16 protein-coding genes and 1 rRNA gene are annotated in these 20,022 nt (G+C 66.0%); 9 read left to right on the top strand and 8 right to left on the bottom strand.

Features of this window, described 5'->3' with window-relative positions; all coding sequences use genetic code 11:
- Positions 1-7 precede the first annotated feature (7 nt).
- Positions 8-121, top strand: a 5S ribosomal RNA gene (rrf, locus tag QOJ24_RS19555).
- Positions 122-182: 61 nt separating this feature from the next.
- Here rrf and QOJ24_RS19550 read toward each other — a convergent pair.
- A complete protein-coding gene (locus QOJ24_RS19550) occupies positions 183-686 on the bottom strand; it encodes a methylated-DNA--[protein]-cysteine S-methyltransferase (RefSeq protein WP_526264199.1) in 504 nt (167 codons plus the stop codon).
- Positions 686-2,173, bottom strand: coding sequence for an AlkA N-terminal domain-containing protein (locus tag QOJ24_RS19545; protein WP_526264197.1), 1,488 nt, complete (start codon positions 2,171-2,173; stop codon positions 686-688). The genes QOJ24_RS19550 and QOJ24_RS19545 overlap by 1 nt, the downstream gene beginning before the upstream one ends.
- Before the next feature lie 142 nt (positions 2,174-2,315).
- Between QOJ24_RS19545 and tpx the strand changes: the two genes are divergently transcribed.
- On the top strand, positions 2,316-2,822 hold the full coding sequence (gene tpx, locus QOJ24_RS19540) for a thiol peroxidase (protein ID WP_526264195.1): 507 nt from the start codon (positions 2,316-2,318) through the stop codon (positions 2,820-2,822).
- 51 nt (positions 2,823-2,873) lie between these two features.
- On the opposite strand, the gene QOJ24_RS19535 is transcribed toward tpx, so the two are convergent.
- On the bottom strand, positions 2,874-4,478 hold the full coding sequence (locus QOJ24_RS19535) for an adenylate/guanylate cyclase domain-containing protein (protein ID WP_526264194.1): 1,605 nt from the start codon (positions 4,476-4,478) through the stop codon (positions 2,874-2,876).
- A 46-nt stretch (positions 4,479-4,524) separates the two neighbouring features.
- Here QOJ24_RS19535 and nucS point away from each other — a divergent pair, with 46 nt between their 5' ends.
- On the top strand, positions 4,525-5,196 hold the full coding sequence (gene nucS / locus QOJ24_RS19530; protein ID WP_526264192.1) for an endonuclease NucS: 672 nt from the start codon (positions 4,525-4,527) through the stop codon (positions 5,194-5,196).
- Between the two features lie 17 nt (positions 5,197-5,213).
- Entirely contained in the window at positions 5,214-5,507 is a 294-nt protein-coding gene (locus QOJ24_RS19525) for an Rv1322 family protein (protein ID WP_526264190.1), read from the top strand.
- A gap of 3 nt (positions 5,508-5,510) precedes the next feature.
- Here the strand turns inward: QOJ24_RS19525 and mce are convergent, their stop codons facing one another.
- Positions 5,511-5,981 carry a methylmalonyl-CoA epimerase gene (mce, locus tag QOJ24_RS19520; RefSeq protein WP_526264188.1) on the bottom strand — a complete coding sequence of 157 codons (471 nt, stop codon included), beginning with the start codon at positions 5,979-5,981 and terminating at the stop codon, positions 5,511-5,513.
- Positions 5,982-6,063: 82 nt separating this feature from the next.
- On the opposite strand from mce, the gene QOJ24_RS19515 reads away from it, so the two are divergent.
- From QOJ24_RS19515 to QOJ24_RS19505, 3 genes are read left to right on the top strand one after another with little or no spacing between them, the layout of a single operon-like run.
- On the top strand, positions 6,064-7,245 hold the full coding sequence (locus QOJ24_RS19515; RefSeq protein WP_526264186.1) for a thiolase family protein: 1,182 nt from the start codon (positions 6,064-6,066) through the stop codon (positions 7,243-7,245).
- A gap of 43 nt (positions 7,246-7,288) precedes the next feature.
- Positions 7,289-7,672 (top strand): DUF3817 domain-containing protein, encoded by a 384-nt coding sequence (locus QOJ24_RS19510; protein WP_526264184.1) that lies wholly within the window; start codon positions 7,289-7,291, stop codon positions 7,670-7,672.
- 13 nt (positions 7,673-7,685) lie between these two features.
- On the top strand, positions 7,686-8,597 hold the full coding sequence (locus tag QOJ24_RS19505; RefSeq protein ID WP_526264182.1) for a tetratricopeptide repeat protein: 912 nt from the start codon (positions 7,686-7,688) through the stop codon (positions 8,595-8,597).
- Between the two features lie 2 nt (positions 8,598-8,599).
- Here QOJ24_RS19505 and glgB read toward each other — a convergent pair whose 3' ends face one another.
- Both glgB and QOJ24_RS19495 read right to left on the bottom strand, forming a co-directional pair.
- A complete protein-coding gene (gene glgB, locus QOJ24_RS19500) occupies positions 8,600-10,801 on the bottom strand; it encodes a 1,4-alpha-glucan branching protein GlgB (RefSeq protein WP_526264180.1) in 2,202 nt (733 codons plus the stop codon).
- 9 nt (positions 10,802-10,810) lie between these two features.
- Positions 10,811-12,904, bottom strand: a complete 2,094-nt coding sequence (locus QOJ24_RS19495) for a maltotransferase domain-containing protein (RefSeq protein ID WP_526264178.1) — start codon at positions 12,902-12,904, stop codon at positions 10,811-10,813.
- Between the two features lie 203 nt (positions 12,905-13,107).
- Here QOJ24_RS19495 and glgP point away from each other — a divergent pair, with 203 nt between their 5' ends.
- Complete coding sequence (glgP, locus tag QOJ24_RS19490) at positions 13,108-15,729, top strand: alpha-glucan family phosphorylase (protein WP_526264176.1); 2,622 nt, start codon at positions 13,108-13,110, stop codon at positions 15,727-15,729.
- A 61-nt stretch (positions 15,730-15,790) separates the two neighbouring features.
- The gene (locus QOJ24_RS19485) at positions 15,791-16,537 is read left to right on the top strand and encodes an MspA family porin (RefSeq protein ID WP_526264174.1); all 747 of its coding nucleotides are present in this window, start codon (positions 15,791-15,793) and stop codon (positions 16,535-16,537) included.
- Positions 16,538-16,591: 54 nt separating this feature from the next.
- Here QOJ24_RS19485 and QOJ24_RS19480 read toward each other — a convergent pair whose 3' ends face one another.
- Positions 16,592-18,040 carry a neutral zinc metallopeptidase gene (locus QOJ24_RS19480; RefSeq protein WP_526264172.1) on the bottom strand — a complete coding sequence of 483 codons (1,449 nt, stop codon included), beginning with the start codon at positions 18,038-18,040 and terminating at the stop codon, positions 16,592-16,594.
- A gap of 5 nt (positions 18,041-18,045) precedes the next feature.
- Positions 18,046-20,013, bottom strand: a complete 1,968-nt coding sequence (locus tag QOJ24_RS19475; RefSeq protein WP_526264170.1) for an ATP-dependent DNA helicase — start codon at positions 20,011-20,013, stop codon at positions 18,046-18,048.
- Positions 20,014-20,022: the final 9 nt, after the last annotated feature.

The following is a 20,022-nucleotide window of genomic DNA, read 5'->3' as shown; positions in this document are numbered from 1 at the left end:
ATAAAGTTACGGCGGACATAGCGACAGGGAAACGCCCGGACCCATCCCGAACCCGGAAGCTAAGCCTGCCAGCGCCGATGATACTACCCAACCCGGGTGGAAAAGTAGGACACCGCCGAACACAACTTAGAATCACCCCCCACGCAATGTGGGGGGTGATTTTATTTGTGCCTCAATACAATTCAGTCGAAGAGCGTCGGAATAACCGGCTTGCGCATTTTCTCCAATGCGAGCAGCGCGCGTTTGCGATCCAATCCGCCGCCATATCCGGTCAGGCTGCCGTTCGCCCCGATCACCCGATGGCACGGCACGATGATGCCGACTGGGTTGTGGCCGTTGGCCAATCCGACCGCGCGCGATGCTGTCGGCGATCCGATCTGCGCCGCGATCTCTCCGTAAGACCGAGTCTCGCCGTAAGGAATCGTCAGCAGCGCTTGCCATACCGCGCGCTGAAACGTGGTGCCCACCAAGTCCAGTTCGAGATCGAAGTCGAAAAGCTCACCGGCAAAGTAGGACTCGAGCTGCTCGACGGCGACGGGAAATGCGGCGTCATCGGACGCCCAGCGGTCACGGCTCGGCTCATATGTCTGGTCGACCATGCGCAGATGCATCAGCCGACCATCGCGACCGGCAAGGGTCAACAGCCCGACCGGACTGTCGATGGATCGGAACTGAATGGTGGACATCACTTCTCCTTCGGCGGCCAGTGGTTCACCTCGTGGTCGAGGGCGGTCCATAGGTGTTGGGTGGCATAGGCCCTCCATGGCCGCCAGCGCGCGCTGTGCTCTGTGAGGGCCCGTGCTCCCTGCGGCAAACCGACCTGTCTGGCCGCCGCGAGAACGCCGAGGTCAGTGGCGGGGAAGGCGTCGGGGTCGCCCAATCCCCGCATCGCGATGACCTCCGAGGTCCACGGTCCGATCCCCGGCAATGCCAGTAGCTGCTGCCGGGCGAGGTTCCAATCGCAGCCGGCGTCCAGCACTACGTCGCCCTCGGCCAGTGCCTTGACCAGAGAAATCAACGACCGCTGGCGTGACTTGGGGAAGGCCAAGTGTGCCGGGTCGATCTCGGCGAGGTGCTCGACGGCCGGGAAGACATGAGTGAGGCCACCGCGCACGTCGGACAGTGATTGGCCGTACCGAGCCACGATGCGGGCGGCGTGGGTGCGGGCCGCCTTGACCGACACCTGCTGGCCCAGCACAACGCGGAGCGCCAACTCGGCTTCGTCGACGGTTCGCGGGATGCGCTGGCCGGGCGCCTTCGCCACCAGTGCGCTGAGATCCCGGTCCGCGCTCAGAGCGTCGACGACGGCCTCCGGGTCCGCGTCGAGGTCCAGCAGCCGCCGGCAGCGGGCAATCGCGGTGGCCAGGTCGCGGAAGTCGTCCAGCACCAGTGTGCACCGGACATGATCGGGTTCCGGTGCGAGACCGACGATTCCGTTCCCCGCGGGCAACCGAAGCGTCCGCCGATAGGCACCGTCGCGTACTTCCTCAACGCCCGGGACCGCGGACGCGGCGAGGTGTCCGAACAGACCCTCGTATGCGAACGGCGCGCGGACCGGCAGCCGCAGGGAAAGAGCGCCGGCGGACGGGGCCCCGCTGCGGCCGAACTTGGCCTTCGCGCGATGTCTCAACGCTGTGGGAGTCAGGTCGCAGACAGTGCGAACTGTGTCGTTGAACTGTCGAATGGACGAAAACCCAGCGGCGAACGCGACGTCGCCAAAGGGCAACTCGGTGGTCTCGATCAGCACGCGTGCCGTCTGTGTCCGCTGCGCACGCGCGAGCGCCAGCGGATTCGCGCCGACCTCAGCCTGCAGCATCCGCTCGAGCTGTCGGGTGGTGTAGCCGACGCGGGCGGCCAGGCCCGTCACGCCCTCGCGATCGACGGTGCCGTCGGCGACCAGCCGCATCGCCCTCGCCACCACGTCGCCGCGCACATTCCATTCCGGAGAGCCCGGTGAGGCGTCAGGGCGGCACCGCTTGCACGCCCGGAAGCCCGCGTCCTGGGCGGCAGCGGCCGTGGGGTAGAACTGCACGTTTCGAGCAAACGGCGGCCGGACAGGGCAACTGGGCCTGCAATAGATCCTCGTCGTCAGGACGGCGGTGACGAACCAGCCGTCGAACCGCGCATCCTTGGACTGAACAGCCCGGTAGCAGCGGTCGAAGTCTTCATGCACAACTACGACAATTACACGCCCTCACCGACATCACTGGCGGAAAACCGACATCGACGTCCTCGAGCGCTACCGACCAGGGCAGGCCCGCGACGGAGCAGGCACCACCGACGGCCGTGAAACGCCGGTTTGGCAGACTGGGTGCGTGGCTCAGATAACCCTTCGTGGAAACTCCATCAATACGGTCGGCGAATTGCCCCCCGTCGGCTCACAGGCGCCCGGCTTTTCGCTGACGGGCACCGACCTCGGCACCGTCAGCGACGACCAGTTCCGTGGGAAGCCCTTCCTGCTCAATATATTTCCGTCTGTCGACACCCCAGTGTGTGCGACCAGCGTTCGGAGCTTCAACGAGCGCGCCGCCGCGAGCGGACTCGCCGTGGTCTGCGTGTCCAAGGATCTGCCGTTCGCCCTGAACCGCTTCTGTGGCGCGGAGGGGATCGAGAACGTGGTCACGGCCTCGGCGTTCCGCGATGGTTTCGGCGACGACTACGGCGTCACTCTTGTCGACGGGCCGATGGCCGGTCTCCTCGCGCGGGCGGTCGTGGTGGTCGACGCGAACGGTGACGTGGTGTACTCCGAGCTGGTGCCGGAGATCGCGCAGGAACCTGATTATGAAGCGGCGGTTGTCGCGTCGAACCCCCTGACCGCCTAGATCAGCGTTGGGAGTCCAGCAGCGGTCAGGTCGTCGGGTGATGCTCCTGCGTCAGACCGGCACGGCAATTTGGGTGGGCTGATCGAGCCCGCGCAGCGACACCGTCTCACCCACAGACCAACGTGCGCCTTCTTTTTCGGAGGCATTGGCGACGGTGACTGACGACGCCAGCAGCCGGCTGGGTCTTTCCTTCGCCAAGTCGCATAGCCGCGAGGCTTCGTTCACCGGCTCACCGATCACCGTGTACTCGAACCGTTCCTTGGCGCCTACGTTGCCCGCAACCGCCTCACCGGCGGCCACGCCGATGGCGGCTTCGCACTCGGGAACCTCCTTGCGGATGCGCTCAGCCATCGCGCGCGCGGCGGCAAGCGCCTCGTCCTCGGGATGATCGAGGTGGATCGGTGCCCCGAACACGGCAAGAGCCGCGTCGCCCTCGAACTTGTTGACGAACCCGTGGTGCCGGTCCACCTCCTCGACAATCACGGCGAAGAAGCGGTTCAGTAACGTGACCACCTCGGTGGCGGGCCGCCCCGACACCAACTGTGTCGAGCCGATCAGGTCGACGAAAATCACTGCAACTTGGCGTTCTTCGCCGCCGAGTTTGGGGCGGTCGCGTTCTGCCGCGGCGGCCACCTCTCGCCCGACGTGGCGGCCGAACAGGTCACGCACGCGTTCGCGTTCGCGGAGGCCGGCGACCATCGAGTTGAAGCCGCGCTGTAGCTCTCCCAACTCCGTGCCGTCGAAAACGACGACATTGCAATCGAAATCGCCATCCTCGACGTGCTTGAGTGCCGCCCGTACCACCCGCACGGGCGTCGCGGTCAGCCACGACAACAGCCACATCAGCACGGAGCCGAAGATGAGAGTCGCGGCCGCGATACTCAGTACCGCGTAAGCGAGTTGGGTTTCGGTGAGGTTCTGCAGTGACAGCGCGAACACGGCGGTGACGGCGATCCCGAGTACCGGTACGCCGGAGCCGAGCAGCCACACCAGCATCGTCCTGCCCATGACCCCGTCGAGTAGCCGATTCGGAGGCGGGCCTGCTTCCAATGCCTGCGCGGCGACGGGACGAAGCGCGAACTCGGTGATCATGTAACAGCCGGTGGCTACCAGAACGCCGGGAAAGCTGACCGCGAACAGGAATCGAGGGATGAAGTCGGTGTTCTGCAGGCCGTAGAGGACGGTCAACAGCGCCGTACCCACACCCCAGAGAAGCAGCACCATCCGTGCCACCCGCCACGGCGCCTTGAACGTGTTGCGGTGATCGTCGCGATTCGGGATGCGTTCCTCGATCGACCATCGCAGCGAATTCACGATCCTCCGGGTGACCCAGAACGTGCCGAGGCCGAGCGCCAGACAGATGTAGGCGGGGGCGACGGCGAACGTCAGCCAGAGGGGGACGTCGGAGAAGACGCTCGGCACCGGAAAGGCGAACGCGACCAACGTCGTTGTGACGATGATGCCGAGCAGATTGGTGAACAGGATGAAGAACGTCAGGATGATCTGGATCCGCACCCGCCTGCGGGACTGACTTTCGGTCTCCTTGCCCAGTAGCCAGGATCCGTAGTCGGGCGTTGTGGCGAGCCGACCACTTTGCCGGGTCACGGTCTCCAGGACCCGTCCCAGCCGGTGCGCGACGCCCTTTTTCGAGTTCATCCCGTGTCAGCTTAATTTGCCGGTGTTGTGGTCCTAAGGTTGACCGGTGCGTCTCGTCATCGCCCAGTGCACCGTCGACTACGTCGGACGCCTGACCGCCCATCTGCCGTCTGCCCGCCGGCTCCTGCTGATCAAGGCCGATGGCTCGGTCAGCGTGCACGCCGATGACCGCGCGTATAAGCCGCTGAACTGGATGAGCCCGCCCTGTTGGCTGACCGAGGAGTCCGATGGCCCGCTGCCGGTGTGGGTGGTGGAGAACAAGGCCGGTGAGCAGTTGCGCATCTCCGTTGAGGAGATCGAGCACGACTCGAGCCATGAGCTCGGGGTGGACCCCGGCTTGGTCAAGGACGGCGTCGAGGCGCACCTGCAGGCGCTGTTGGCCGAGCACGTCGAGCTGCTCGGTGCCGGCTACACGCTGGTGCGCCGGGAGTACATGACGCCCATCGGGCCGGTCGACCTGCTGTGCCGCGACCAGGCGGGCCGCTCGGTGGCGGTCGAGATCAAGCGGCGCGGCGAGATCGACGGCGTCGAGCAGCTCACCCGCTACCTGGAACTGCTCAACCGAGACACCGTGCTCGCACCTGTCAGCGGTGTGTTCGCCGCACAGCAGATCAAGCCGCAGGCGCGAACCTTGGCCACCGACCGTGGGATCCGTTGTCTGACTTTGGACTACGACCAGATGCGAGGGATGGACAGCTCGGAGTTCCGGCTGTTCTGACGCCTACACTCGTCAGTGTGGCCAGGCGTCGAGCAGGTCGCCGGCAGCCGTCGCGAGCACCGTTGCCGGCATCTCGTCGTGTCGAGACCGGCCCCGACGGTTATGACTACGAGGTCAGGCCCGTCGCGTCGTCTCGGGCCGCCAAGACCTATCGATGCCCGGGCTGCGATCACGAGATCCGGCGTGGCACAGCTCATCTCGTGGTGTGGCGGGCCGGCCTCGGCGAACACGCGGTAGAGGACCGCAGGCATTGGCACACACCGTGCTGGCAGAACCGCGCGACGCGCAGCCCCACGCGGAAGTGGTCGTGAGTCTTAGTGATCGCTTGCGGGCTGGACGAGCTCGATCAGCACACCGCCGGCGTCCTTGGGATGGATGAAGTTGATCCGCGAATCCGCGGTGCCGCGACGCGGGGCGTCGTAAAGCAGCCGCACACCGTCTTCGCGCAACCGCTCGGTCAGCGCGTCGATGTCGCTGACCCGGTAGGCCAGCTGCTGCAGGCCGGGACCGCGCTTGTCGAGGAACTTGGCGATCGTCGATGTCTCGTCGAGCGGAGCCATCAGCTGAATCTGGGCACTACCGACCGGGGCGCCGCGCACCGACAGCATCGCCTCGCGAACGCCCTGCTCCTCGTTGACCTCTTCGTGCAGGACGATCATGCCGAGGCGGTCGTGGTACCACTTGATCGTGGCGTCCAGGTCGGCGACCGCAATGCCTACATGGTCGATTGCTGTCACCAGGGCGCTTGCCAGCACGGGGCGGGCATCAACTTGCTCGGTGGACATAACGTAACGGTAACCTGGCGGGGAAGATCGCGCCTGTGCGATGTCCCGAATGGGCTGTTCTTGATCGTTTCTGGAGGTAAGCATGACGACGTCCGTGATCGTTGCTGGAGCACGTACTCCGGTCGGCAAACTGATGGGCTCCCTGAAGGATTTCTCGGGCAGCGATCTGGGTGCGATCGCCATTGCCGGTGCGCTGGAGAAGGCCGGAGTGCCCGCGTCGGCCGTCGAGTACGTGATCATGGGCCAGGTGCTGACCGCGGGTGCCGGTCAGATGCCGGCCCGGCAGGCCGCCGTCTCCGCGGGGATCGGCTGGGATGTGCCCGCACTCACCATCAACAAAATGTGCCTGTCCGGGATCGACGCCATCGCGCTCGCCGACCAGCTCATCCGCGCCGGTGAGTTCGATGTCGTCGTCGCAGGCGGGCAGGAGTCCATGACGCAGGCGCCCCATCTGCTGATGAACAGCCGGTCGGGCTACAAGTACGGCGACGTCACAGCCCTCGACCACATGGCTTACGACGGTCTGCACGACGTGTTCACCGACCAGCCGATGGGGGCGCTGACCGAGCAGCGCAACGACCAGGACAAGTTCACCCGCCTCGAGCAGGACGAGTACGCCGCCAGTTCGCACCAAAAGGCCGCTGCCGCATGGAAAGACGGTGTCTACGCCGACGAGGTCGTGCCGGTGAAGATCCCGCAGCGCAAGGGCGACCCGCTGGAGGTCACCGAGGACGAGGGCATCCGGGCCAACACCACCTCGGAGTCGCTGTCCGGTCTGAAGCCGGCATTCCGCAAGGACGGCACGATCACCGCGGGCTCGGCGTCGCAGATCTCCGACGGTGCCGCCGCCGTGGTTGTGATGAACAAGTCCAAGGCCGAGGAGCTCGGGCTGAGCTGGCTGGTGGAGATCGGCGCACACGGGGTGGTCGCAGGCCCCGATTCCACCCTCCAATCACAGCCCGCCAACGCCATCAAGAAGGCGATCGCCCGCGAAGGCATCACAGTTGACCAGCTCGACGTCGTCGAGATCAACGAGGCGTTCGCCGCGGTCGCACTGGCGTCGGTGAAGGAGCTCGGTATCGACCCCGACAAGGTGAACGTCGACGGCGGCGCGATCGCCATCGGGCATCCGATCGGCATGTCGGGAGCGCGCATCACCTTGCATGTGGCCCTTGAGCTGGCGCGACGCGGCTCCGGCTACGGCGTTGCGGCTCTCTGCGGCGCAGGCGGTCAGGGTGACGCGCTGATCCTCCGGGCAGACTAGCGTCTACGACGCATTGTAGTAATTCGCCTCCACCTCGGGCACAATGGCGCTTATGACAAGCGCTTTTGATCTCCGTACCCGGGCCGGCTGGTTTCGCCTGATCGCCATGGCCGAGGCGGTCAGCTGGGCCGGCTTGCTGATCGGGATGTACTTCAAGTACCTGGGCACGCCGCGAACCGAGATCGGCGTGAAGGTCTTCGGCATGGTTCACGGGCTCGTCTTCATCGCCTTCTTGGTGGCCGGTCTTCTGGTGGGGATGGCCGTCAGGTGGACGCTCGGCACATGGTTGCTGGCGTTGCTGGCGAGCATCGTGCCGCTGTGCAGTGTGATCTTCCTCATATGGGCCGATCGGACCGGCCGGATGGGTGCTGCCAGCGCCTACGCGGGGGTGCCGCAACCAGGCCGATCGGTACCCGAAACAACGTGACAGACTTGAGGGCGTGACACGTTCCCGTCCCCCTGTCGGACCAGGACCCTCCATCGCCGGCGCGGTCGACCTTTCCGCTCTCAAGCAACGCCCAGCCCCTGCGGGATCGCCAGGGCAAGACTCAGGCTCGCCCGCGGGTGTGGAGATCACCGAGGCAAATTTCGAGGCCGAGGTCCTTCTCAAGTCCAACGAGGTTCCGGTCGTCGTGGTGCTGTGGTCGCCACGAAGCGATGCGAGTGTGCAGCTGGGCGATGCGCTTGCGAGCCTCGCCGCCGCCGACGCGGGCAAGTGGTCGCTGGCCAACGTGAACGTCGACACGACGCCGCGGGTCGCTCAAATCTTCGGTGTCCAGGCGGTGCCGACGGTGGTGGCGTTGGCCGCGGGACAACCGTTGTCGAGTTTTCAGGGGCCGCAACCGCCCGACCAGTTGCGCGGGTGGATCGACTCGCTGCTTGACGCTACCGCCGGAAAGCTCAGTGGCGCAGGCGCAGTCGAGGGCGACGAGCCCGAGAAGGTCGACCCGGAACTGGCGCAGGCACGGTCGCATCTGGACGCCGGCGACTTCGACGCCGCGCTCAGCGCCTACCAGAAGATCCTTGACGCCAACCCCGTTCACGAAGAGGCCAAAGGCGCCGTGCGTCAGATCGCGTTCCTCGCACGTGCATCCGCACTGTCACCGGAAGCCATTGCTCGCGCCGACGCCGCGCCTGACGACATCGAGGCCGCACTGGCCGCCGCGGACGTCGAGATCCTCGCGCAGAACGTGAAGGCTGCGTTCGACCGTTTGATCGGGTTGGTTCGGCGCACAGCCGGCGACGAGCGGGCGACGGTTCGTACGCGACTGGTCGAGCTCTTCGATTTGTTCGACCCGGCCGATCCGGACGTCATCGCGGGCCGGCGCAACCTCGCCAACGCGCTGTACTGACTTCAGGCAGGCTCGAACCACAGCGCGGCCAGCGGCGGCAGCACCATCAACGCCGATGCCGGGCGGCCATGCCACGGCTCCTCGGTCGCCTCGACGGCACCCATGTTGCCGATGCCCGACCCGTTGTAGATGTCGGCGTCGGTGTTGAGTACCTCTCGCCAGGTTCCCGTGTGCGGCAGGCCGAGTCGATAGCGCGAGTGCTCTGACCCGGAGAAGTTGAACACGCACGCGAGAATCGATCCGTCGTCGCCGAAGCGCAGGAAGCTCAGCACATTGTTGGCGGAGTCATTCGCGTCGATCCATGAATAGCCTTCGGGGCGCGTGTCTTGCGACCACAGCGCCCGTCGGGTCCGATACAGGGCGTTGGCATCGCGCATCATGGTCTGGATGCCGTTCGAGAAGCTGTTCTCATCCAGCTGATACCAGTCGAGCCCACGTTCCTCGGACCACTCCGCACGCTGGCCGAACTCCTGGCCCATGAACAACAGCTGCTTACCCGGATGGGCCCACTGGTAGGCGATCAGGTTGCGCAAGCCGGCCGCCTTGGCGTGGTCGCCGCCCGGCATCCTGCCCCACAGCGTGCCCTTGCCGTGCACGACCTCGTCGTGGCTGATCGGCAACACGTAGTTCTCGCTGTAGGCGTACAGCATCGAGAAGGTGATTTCACCGTGGTGGTAGGTCCGGTGAATCGGGTCGCGCTTGATGAACTCGAGCGTGTCGTTCATCCAGCCCATGTTCCACTTCATCGAGAAGCCCAGACCGCCAAGGTTCGTCGGCCGTGTCACTCCGGGCCACGACGTCGACTCCTCGGCGATCGTCACGATGCCCGGCGCCAGCTTGTGCACCGTTGCGTTCATCTCCTGCAGGAACTGGACCGCCTCGAGGTTCTCGCGGCCGCCGTAGATGTTCGGAGTCCAGCCGTCCGCCGGTCGCGAGTAGTCGAGGTAGAGCATCGAGGCCACCGCGTCGACGCGCAGACCGTCGATGTGGTACTCCTGAAGCCAGTACAGAGCGTTGGCCACCAGGAAGTTGCGCACCTCCGCACGCCCGAAGTCGAAAACGTAAGTGCCCCAGTCGAGCTGCTCGCCGCGACGCGGGTCCGAGTGCTCGTACAGTGGCGTGCCGTCGAAGCGACCCAACGCCCACGCGTCCTTGGGGAAGTGTGCGGGCACCCAGTCCATGATCACACCGATGCCTGCCTGGTGCAGTGTGTCGACCAGGTGGCGGAACTCATCAGGCGTCCCAAGTCGCGACGTCGGAGCGTAGTACGACGTCACCTGGTAGCCCCACGATCCGCCGAACGGGTGTTCTGCGACCGGCATCAACTCGACATGCGTGAAGCCCTGCGACACAACGTATTCCGTCAACTCTTCGGCGAGCTGGCGGTAATTGAGGCCCGGCCGCCACGACATCAGGTGCACCTCGTAGGTGCTCATCGGCTCGAACACCGGATTGACTTCTGCGCGACGGGTCATCCACTCGGCGTCCGTCCACGTGTAATCGCTCTTGGTCACCCGAGAAGCCGTCTGCGGTGGCACTTCGGTGGCGAATGCCATCGGATCGGCACGGTCGGTGACCGAGCCGTCGGCGCCGTGCACGCGGAACTTGTAGTAGCCGTCAACGGGGAAGTCGGGCCAGAACAGTTCCCACACGCCGGTCGAGCCGAGCACACGCATCGGCGCCTCGTCGCCGTCCCAATGGTTGAACTCACCGATCAGGCTGACGCCCTTGGCGTTTGGTGCCCATACGGCGAACGAGACACCTTCGACGATTCCGTCGGCTGTCCGGAAGCTGCGCGGATGGGCGCCAACGATGTCCCATAGCCGTTCGTGGCGACCCTCGGAGAACAGATGGAGGTCGAGCTCCCCGAGCGTGGGCAGGAACCGGTAGGGGTCGGCGATGGTGTGCGGCGACTCTGCACCGGCTTCGTAGCTCACCTGCAGGCGGTAGTCGATGAGGTCGGTGAAGGGCACTGCGACCGCGAACAGGCCCGAATCGATGTGGGAGAACACATATCGTTGGTCACCGATCACCGCCGCGACCTCGACGGCATGGGGCCGATAGGCGCGGATGACCGAGTGATCGCCGTATTCGTGCGCACCCAAAATCGAATGCGGGTTGTGGTGTTCGCCGGCGACCAGCCGGTTCAGGTCTGCCGGATCCGGCCGCAAGTTCGGGCTGGTCAGTCGATTGGTCCGTGTCATCTTTTTACGTCACTTCCCTCTTTCCCTGCTGAGCAGGGCTGGTCGTTGTTCGGCTGGTATTCGAGGCATGTTCAGCACGTGGGCAACCGCCCTGGCCGGCTCGAGACGAACGTAGTTCGACTGTCCCCACTGATATTCCTCGCCGGTGATCTCGTCACGCACCCAGAATCGGTCATACGGCTCCATCGCCAGCGCACCCATGTCCAACCAGAGGGTGCCCTCTTCGGGCCCGTACGGGTTCAACGTGACGACCACGAGCACCGCGTCGCCGGTCACCGGATCGAACTTGCTGTAGGCCAGCAGCGCATCATTGTCGACATGGTGAAACTTCAGTGTCCGTAGTTGAGCCAGGGCGGGGTGCACGTGGCGAATCTCGTTGAGCCGGCTCAAGAACGGCTCCAGTGACTCGCCCCTGGCCAACGCGGCCTCGAAATCACGGGGGCGCAACTCGTACTTCTCGGAGTCCAGGTATTCCTCGCTGCCCTCACGCACAGCGCGGTGTTCGAACAGTTCGAAACCGGAGTAGACGCCCCATGCCGGACTGAACGTGGATGCCAATACGGCTCGGATGGCGAACATGCCCGGACCGCCGTACTGAAGGCTTTCATGCAGGATGTCTGGCGTATTGACGAAGAGGTTCGGCCGGGCATAGTCGGCGTGCTCGACGATCTGCTCCCCGAATTCCGTCAGCTCCCACTTCGCGGTGCGCCACGTGAAGTAGCTGTAGGACTGAGTGAAACCGAGTTTGGCCAGTCCGTACAGCCGGGCGGGCCTGGTGAATGCCTCCGCGAGAAACAGCACATCGGGATCGGTTGCCTTCACCTGTCCGATCAGCCACGCCCAGAAGTTGGGCGGCTTGGTGTGCGGGTTGTCGACGCGAAAGATCTTGACGCCGTGGCTGATCCAGTGCCGCACCACGCGCAGCACCTCGTTGTAGATGCCCGCGGGGTCGTTGTCGAAGTTGATCGGGTAGATGTCCTGGTACTTCTTCGGCGGGTTCTCGGCATAAGCGATGGTGCCGTCGGGCAGCACCGTGAACCATTCCGGATGCTCCTTGGCCCACGGATGATCTGGCGCGGCCTGAAGCGCCAGATCCAACGCCACCTCCAGGTTCTGATCGCGCGCCGCGGCGACGAAGTCGTCGAAGTCGTCGATGGTGCCCAGCTCGGGATGTATCGCGTCGTGTCCGCCCTCTTTGCTGCCGATAGCCCAAGGTGACCCGACGTCCTTGGGTCCGGCGGTGACCGAGTTGTTGGGCCCCTTGCGGTGCACCTTGCCGATCGGGTGGACGGGCGGCAAGTACACGACGTCGAAGCCCATCTTGGCGATCCGCGGCAGCGCCTTCGCCGCGGTGGCGAATGTGCCGTGCACCGGCTTGCCCTTCTCGTCCACGCCGCCGGTGGAACGCGGGAAGATCTCGTACCAGGCGCTGAAGCGCGCCTCGGGCCGATCCACCCAGACGCCGTACTGATCGCCGCGGGTGATCTGGTCGCGCAGCGGATACTGCGCAAGTAGCTCGCCGACCTCCCTGGACAGCGCCGCGCCCGCGCGGGTGAATGGGTCACCCGGCTTGCGCAGCATCTCCGCGGCTTCGATCAGCGGATCCCGCAGCGCGCGCGGCATGCCGGTGGCCGCCCTCTCGAGCAGCCGGGCGCCGACGATGAGGTCGTTGGACAGCTCGCTCTCGCTTTGACCCGCATCGAGTTTGGCGGTGACTGCCCGCCGCCAGGTCGCGATCGGGTCGCCCCAGCCGTCCACCCGGAACGTCCAGAGTCCAACCCGATCGGGGCAGAACTGGCCGTGAAGAACATCGGGCGTCTGACCCGCCCACATCGGGATCGCCTGCGGCTTTACCTTGGACCCCGGCGTGACCACCGTCTGGATCGGCACGGGCTTTGCGGGCTTGTCCAGGACAGGTCCGCCGGCGAGCTGCGGATAGTCCGTTCCGTGGAAGCGCACCACCAGGGTCGCCGAGACGGCGTCGTGCCCCTCGCGCCACACCGTGGCCCGCACCGGCACTACTTCGCCGACGACGGCCTTGGCGGGATAGCGCCCTGCAGACACCACAGGTGCGACGTCATCGATCCCGATCCGACCGGCCACCTACCCACTCCTTCATGGCGCGGCCTGCGATAGGGCCGCTGTCGTCTGGATTTCGTTTACAGCCTCGTCGCGCCCTATACCCACCGTAGTGTCCGGCCCAACCCCATGCGCGTGAACGATCACGCCGACGGTCCGGCCGTCTGTTCAATTCCTGCGAACGCTCATCACTGCACATGCGCAGATCATCAGTAAGGTTGGGTCGCGTGAAAGCCCTCCGCCGTTTCACGGTCCGCGCGCATCTTCCCGAGCGACTCGTCGCGCTGGAGCGGCTGTCCGTCAACCTTCGCTGGTCCTGGGACAAACCGACTCAAGACCTTTTCGCGGCGATCGATCCGGCGTTGTGGCCGCAGGTCGGCTGCGATCCGGTGGCCCTGCTCGGCCAGGTCAGACCGAAACGCCTGGACGAGCTCGCCGCCGACGAGTCATTCGTGGGCCGGCTGGACCAGATCGCCGCACAGCTCGATGACTACCTGGCTCGCCCGCTCTGGTATCAGGAACGCGCAGCCGACGGAGTCCAGTTGCCGAACGGCATCGCATACTTCTCGATGGAGTTCGGTGTCGCAGAGGTGCTGCCCAACTACTCGGGCGGCCTGGGGATCCTCGCAGGCGACCACCTGAAGTCGGCATCCGACCTGGGGCTGCCACTGATTGCGGTGGGTCTGTACTACCGCTCCGGTTACTTCCGGCAGTCGCTGACCGCCGACGGCTGGCAGCGGGAGAACTACCCGTCGCTGGATCCACAGGGCCTGCCGCTGCGGTTGCTCACCAACAACGAGAATGACCCGGTGCTGGTGGAACTGGCCATGCCCGACTCGGCCCAGCTGCGGGCCAGGGTGTGGGTCGCCCAGGTCGGTCGAATCCCGTTGCTAATGCTGGACTCCGATATCCCGGAGAACGAGCACGATCTGCGTGGCGTCACCGACCGGCTGTACGGCGGTGACCAGGAGCACCGGATCAAGCAGGAGATCCTGGCCGGTATCGGCGGCGTGCGGGCGATCCGTGCATTCACCGAGATCGAGAACCTGCCGACGCCCGAGGTGTTCCACATGAACGAGGGCCACGCGGGCTTCCTCGGTGTCGAGCGGATTCGCGAGCTGATCGATTCCGGGCTCGACTTCGACACTGCGCTGACCGTCGTGCGGTCGTCCACGGTCTTCACGACGCACACCCCTGTCGCCGCCGGTATCGACCGGTTCCCGGTGGAGATGGTGAAGCGCTACTTCGGCACCGGCGAAGGCGGCCCGGCGGGTGCCACGTCACGGCTGCTGCCCGGCGTCTCGCTGGATCGGGTGATCGCGTTCGGAGCCGAGGACGACCCGTCGAAGTTCAACATGGCCCACATGGGTCTGCGTCTCGCGCAGCGGGCGAACGGCGTCTCGCTTCTGCACGGTCGGGTCAGCAGGGAGATGTTCAACGAACTGTGGCCCGGCTTCGACCCGTCGGAAGTGCCGATCGGCTCGATCACCAACGGTGTGCACGCGCCGACCTGGGCGGCGCCGCAATGGCTGGAGCTTAGCCGGGAGCTATCCGGTGGCGACCTGCCGAGCGCCCCAGCGGTGTGGGAGCCCGCGCTCTGGGAACGGCTGCAGCAGGTCGACCCGGGACATTTGTGGTGGATTCGATCTCAGTTGCGGGAGCAGTTGGTCAACGACGTCCGGGTTCGGCTGCGACGGTCCTGGCTCGAGCGCGGCGCATCCGATGCCGAACTAGGCTGGATCGCAACCGCTTTCGATCCGAATGTGCTGACAATTGGTTTCGCGAGGCGAGTGCCGACGTACAAGCGGCTGACGCTGATGCTGCGCGACCAGGACCGGCTCGAGAAGCTGCTGCTTGACGAGAAGCGGCCCGTGCAACTGATCGTGGCGGGCAAATCGCATCCCGCCGACGAGGGCGGCAAGGCGCTGATCCAGCAGGTGGTGCGGTTCGCCGACCGGCCCGAGGTACGACACCGCATCGCGTTCCTGCCCGACTACGACATGTCGATGGCCCGCCAGCTGTACTACGGCTGCGACGTCTGGTTGAACAATCCCTTGCGTCCGCTCGAGGCATGTGGCACGTCGGGAATGAAGAGCGCGCTCAACGGCGGGCTGAACCTGTCCATCCGCGACGGCTGGTGGGATGAGTGGTACGACGGCGAAAACGGTTGGGAGATACCGACTGCCGATGGGCTGGCCGACGAGAGTCGGCGCGACGACCTGGAGGCCGCGGCTCTCTACAGCCTGGTCGAACGATCGGTGGCGCCCAAGTTCTATGACCGCGACGACCGCGGCGTCCCCATGCGCTGGGTCGAAATGGTCCGGCACACGCTGGAGGTGCTCGGGCCGAAGGTGCTGGCATCGCGAATGGTGCGCGATTACACCGAGAAGTACTACGCGCCCGCCGCGCAGTCACTGCGCAGAACCGTCGAGCCCCGCGAGGACGGCGGCGTACCTTTCGGTGCCGCTTGGGATCTGGCCGCCTACCGGCAGCGTGCGCACGAGGCGTGGCCGAAGATCCAGATCACCGACGTGGACAGCACCGGGTTGCCGGACACGCCGCTTCTCGGGAGCGAGCTGACACTCTCGGCGACCGTGCAGCTGGCAGGTCTGCGTCCCGACGAGGTTTCCGTCCAGGCGGTGCTCGGTCGGGTCGACACCGCCGACGGGTTGATCGATCCGGTGACCGTGCCGATGCCGCACACCGAAACCGCCGACGGCGGCAACGAGATCTTCTCGACGACGACGCCGCTGCCGGTTGCCGGTCCCGTCGGCTATACGGTGCGCGTCCTGCCACACCATCCGCTGCTGGCCTCCGACACCGAGCTCGGACTGGTGACACTCGCCTGACATTGCACCGATTCGTCTGACTTCGGGTCGACCGGCTTCACGGTCGATGTAAGTTCCGGTGATGTTTCGTTGCGCTCCGTTGTTGGCCACCTGGGTGATGGCGTCCGCATTGATCGTGCCGATCGCATCGGCCGACCCGGAGACCGAGCCCGTTGTCGACACGGCGGAAACGGCGCCTGCGCCACCAGAGGGTGCGCTGCCGGACGGTGCACCGCCACCCGAGCCGCCCCCCGTGGAACTCGTCGAATCGTCGCCACCTGCCACCAGCAAGTCGCCCGACGGCTGGACGCTGACCGTGTCGGCCAAGGACGAGACGCAACGGGTGATTCAGCCCTTGACCACGGCGATCTCCACCCGCGAATACGAGGTCGGCGGTCTGTTCAACGCCAAGATGGAGGGTCCCGACGAGGCCGACCCGCCGGAAGGCACGTTCGAAGTCGGCTACCAGATCGGCTGCGGGATCGACATGAGCACCAGCAATGGTGTCGTGATGAGCGGCAGCCTCGGCCTGACGCCCGGCCTGGGTGTCGCGGGTCTCGGCACGGGCGGACTCACCGGCATTCCGACGTTTCTGACGCCGATCAGTGGATCACTCGCGGTGGCGCTCAAACCGGGGATCATCAACGTCGTCCCGGTCAGCAAGAAGGAATTCAAGGGCGCGCAGCCCTGGATTCAGATAACGGGCTTTCGGGTCAAGATCGATGGATGCGTCGGCGAATCCTTCATCCGGTCGTATGCGTTCCTGACCCGGTCCACCGACGTCTCCGACGCGATCCTCGGCTACTACGGCGTCACCAAGAAGGTTTAGTGATTTCGGCGCGCTTATCGACGCTGAGCGCACGTGAGCGCGCCGAAATCGCTATTACGGGAAGCGCTTGAAGCAGCGGTCCGCATCGCCGAGCACGCCGATGCGGAACGCGTCCATCCGGGAGAAGCCGGCAGGCACCGTCTCGCCGTTGACGTCGCTGGCGGCCAACCCGTTGGTCAGCAGACCGGAGATGGCCTCGTCGAGGTCGCCGGCGGTCAACGCCACGGTGTTGCCGTCCGCCGTGGTGACGGCCTCGGTCATCTTCGTCGTCGCGACCCCGGTCAGGCATGCGGTGCGTAGCGCGGCCTCCGCACTGTCCAGCGCCATCCCACCGCGTTCGTGCTGCAGGGCCAGCATGTATCGGGAGACGAGGACCGAGTACGCCGTGTTGTCCCCGGACACCACACCGCCGTCCCTGCTGGGACCCGATGGCGTGCCAAGCGTTTTCAGTTCTCGTACGTCGACAGCGATCGTGTTGGTGCTCGGGCAGAACGAGGCCGGCGGACTGGGCCGCGCGTCCGGGCAGTCGGTCGCCGAATCCGCGTCGAGGCTGAGTTCGGGTGGGCTGGCCGGTGAGAACAGCGTCCCGAGCGCCTCGACGATCGACTTCACCGACTCCTCACTGACCGGCCATTCGCCGGTCTGATCCCCTTGCAGCTCAACCGGCAGATCGCCGCGACGTTGAGCGATCTCCTTCTCATCGATCGCCGCGCACGAGGAAGCGCCGTCGGTGAAGCCGAACTGGAAGGCGCTGATCCGCTCGAACGCCGAGCCGTGCTCATTGTCGCCGGGGAGGTACTCGTTTCCGCTCAGCAATGGGTCGCTGAACGAAATCATCGCCGCCAGTACGTTGTTCAGCCCTTCGCCGGTGCTCAGGGTGAAGCGGGGGGAGTTGTCCTCGGCCACCCAGCGCATGTATGCGCCTGCAAAACAGTCGGCTTGCTGCTCGGCCACCAGCGTTGGGGCGTCCGTCTTCTTGAGCTTGGCCTGGCGCTGAATCGCGTGCCCGTACTCGTGGGCCAGCACATTGGTGACGGCGATGTCACCGAAGTTGTCCTTCAACTCGGGTAATAGCTGCCCGCGGTCCCACCCGATGGTGTGGTCCAGGAAGCAATAACCGGCGTTGTCCAGGCCGTAGGTGTCCAGCCCGCAGAACTCTCGACTGTCGTATCCGTTCGCATCCCAGGAGATCAGCTCCTTGACGGGGGTGAAGTCCTTGTCGAACGTCTCGGGGTAGGCAGTCTCCCAGAAGTCCTCGATGTCACTGATCGACGATGCGGCGAGGTCGTCGATCTCGCCGCCGTCGCTGTCCTCGACCTCGCGGGACGGTCGCTCGGGGACGGGCCGCAGCCCCGTCGGCCCGTCGACGGCGGGCATGCCTGCCACTTTGAACGGATCGTCGAAGACAGAGACCGCCGTACCCGTCACCGTTGTCGAGCAGGACGCGATCAACAGCGCTGCGCAGACGGCGAGCACCGCGCCGGTGCCGGATCGTCGGCTCATTGGCGTCACGATAGTGCGGCGTTGGCGGTGTGGAGGCGTTCCAACGCCTGCCGGACCCGGACCGGGTCCGTGGTCGCCCAGAACGGCGGTAGCGACGCGCGCAGATAGCCGCCGTAGCGCGCGGTGGCCATCCGCGAGTCCAGCACCGCCACCACCCCGCGGTCTTCGGTGCGCCGTAACAGTCGGCCCGCGCCCTGGGCGAGCAGCAGCGCGGCGTGGCTGGCCGCGACCGCCATGAATCCGTTGCCACCCCGGGCGGCCACCGCCCGCTGGCGCGCGGACAGCAGCGGATCGTCGGGGCGCGGGAACGGAATGCGGTCGATCAGCACCAGCGACAGCGACGGACCGGGCACGTCGACGCCCTGCCACAGCGACAGCGTGCCGAACAGCGACGTCGACGGGTCGTCGGCGAACTGCTTCACCAGTGCCGACGTAGTGTCGTCGCCCTGGCACAGCACCGGCGTTGACAGTCGTTCGCGCATCACTTCGGCGGCGGCCCGCGCGGCCCGCATCGAGGAGAAAAGGCCCAGTGTGCGACCGCCCGCGGCGTCGATGAGCGTCTCGATCTCCGTGAGCTGCTCGGCGGAGCCGGTGCCGTCGCGTCCCGGTGCCGGTAAATGCGCTGCGACGTAGAGGATTCCGGACTTGGCGTGCTCGAACGGAGAGCCGACGTCGATGCCACGCCACTGCTGCGGTTTGTCGTCCGCGCTCGTCAAACCCCATGCCGCGGCCATCGCGTCGAAGGACCCGCCGACGGTCAGCGTGGCCGACGTCAGCACCGCGGTGGACTGTTCGAACAGCCTGCCGCGCAACAGACCTGCCACCGACAGCGGCGCCACCCGCATCACGGCGCGGATCGATCCGCGGTTGTCCTCGTGGTCGAGCCACACCACGTCGTCACGGTTCGGGATCTCGGGAACGAAGGACGCCACTATGCGCGTCGCGGTGTCGCTGATGTCCGACAGCACTGTCACCGCCTCTGCGCGCGCCGACGCGGCCTTCGGGTCCGACGGTGACATGTCGATCGCCGACCGCACCCGGCTCGCGGCGTCGCGCACCGCGATCAGGTAGGTCGTCATCTCGTCATCGAGGCGGTCGATGCGACCCGGCGTCCCGTCGTGTATCGCAGACGTGAACGTCGCCGCCGCGGCCTCCAGTCGTTGTGCCAGTTCAGGTTCGACGAGCCGCGCGACGCGTCGGGACGCTGCGCTGAGCACGGCGTTGGACAGCTCGGCGGTGGCCACGCCGGTGACCCGGTCCGCCAGTTCGTGGGCCTCGTCGACGACCAGCAGCTCGTGTTCGGGAAGCACCGCAGCGTCGGAGATGGCGTCGATGGCCAACAGCGCGTGGTTTGTGACGACGATATCGGCGTGCCCCGCCTTGTCGCGTGCCTTCTCCGCGAAGCAGTCGGTGCCGAACGGGCACCGCGTCGCGCCGATGCACTCCCTGGCCGAAACGCTGACCTGGCTCCACGACCGGTCCGGCACACCGGGTGTGAGCTCGTCGCGGTCACCGGTGTCGGTGCTCGATGACCAGGCGGTCAGGCGTTGTACGTCCCGCCCGAGCGCGGTCGATGCCGCCGCGTCGAAGAGTTCCTCCTGCGGACGATCGTCCGGTTCTGCCGAGCCGTTGTGAATCTTGTTCAGGCACAAATAGTTTCCGCGCCCTTTCAGCAGGGCGAATGTCGGCCGTCGGGGCAGGACGCCGGCCAGGCTGTCGGCGAGCGCGGGCAGATCGCGATCGACGAGCTGACGCTGCAGCGCGATGGTGGCCGTCGACACCACGACGGGTTCGTCGGTGGCGAGTGCCCGCGCGATTGCGGGCACCAGGTAGGCGAGCGACTTGCCGGTGCCGGTGCCCGCCTGAACGGCGAGGTGCTCGCCGGAGTCGAACGCGTGGGCGACGGCCTCGGCCATCTCGACCTGACCGCTGCGCTCGCTGCCACCGAGCGCGGCGACCGCGGTGGCGAGCAATTCAGGGAC

It is taken from the genome of Mycobacterium sp., assembly GCF_032159775.1.
In the GTDB taxonomy this organism is placed as follows: domain Bacteria; phylum Actinomycetota; class Actinomycetes; order Mycobacteriales; family Mycobacteriaceae; genus Mycobacterium.
The sequence above is the reverse complement of the archived record's forward strand: the minus strand, read 5'-3'. Positions and strand labels throughout refer to the sequence as shown.

What these genes read in the sequence shown, in the direction of transcription:
- QOJ24_RS19550 (WP_526264199.1), bottom strand. Translation starts at nt 686, where the DNA reads ATGTCCACCATTCAGTTCCGATCCATCGACAGTCCGGTCGGGCTGTTG.
- QOJ24_RS19535 (WP_526264194.1), bottom strand. Translation starts at nt 4,478, where the DNA reads ATGAACTCGAAAAAGGGCGTCGCGCACCGGCTGGGACGGGTCCTGGAG.
- mce (WP_526264188.1), bottom strand. Translation starts at nt 5,981, where the DNA reads ATGTCCACCGAGCAAGTTGATGCCCGCCCCGTGCTGGCAAGCGCCCTG.
- QOJ24_RS19515 (WP_526264186.1), top strand. Translation starts at nt 6,064, where the DNA reads ATGACGACGTCCGTGATCGTTGCTGGAGCACGTACTCCGGTCGGCAAA.
- QOJ24_RS19510 (WP_526264184.1), top strand. Translation starts at nt 7,289, where the DNA reads ATGGCGCTTATGACAAGCGCTTTTGATCTCCGTACCCGGGCCGGCTGG.
- glgB (WP_526264180.1), bottom strand. Translation starts at nt 10,801, where the DNA reads ATGACACGGACCAATCGACTGACCAGCCCGAACTTGCGGCCGGATCCG.
- QOJ24_RS19485 (WP_526264174.1), top strand. Translation starts at nt 15,791, where the DNA reads ATGTTTCGTTGCGCTCCGTTGTTGGCCACCTGGGTGATGGCGTCCGCA.
- QOJ24_RS19480 (WP_526264172.1), bottom strand. Translation starts at nt 18,040, where the DNA reads ATGAGCCGACGATCCGGCACCGGCGCGGTGCTCGCCGTCTGCGCAGCG.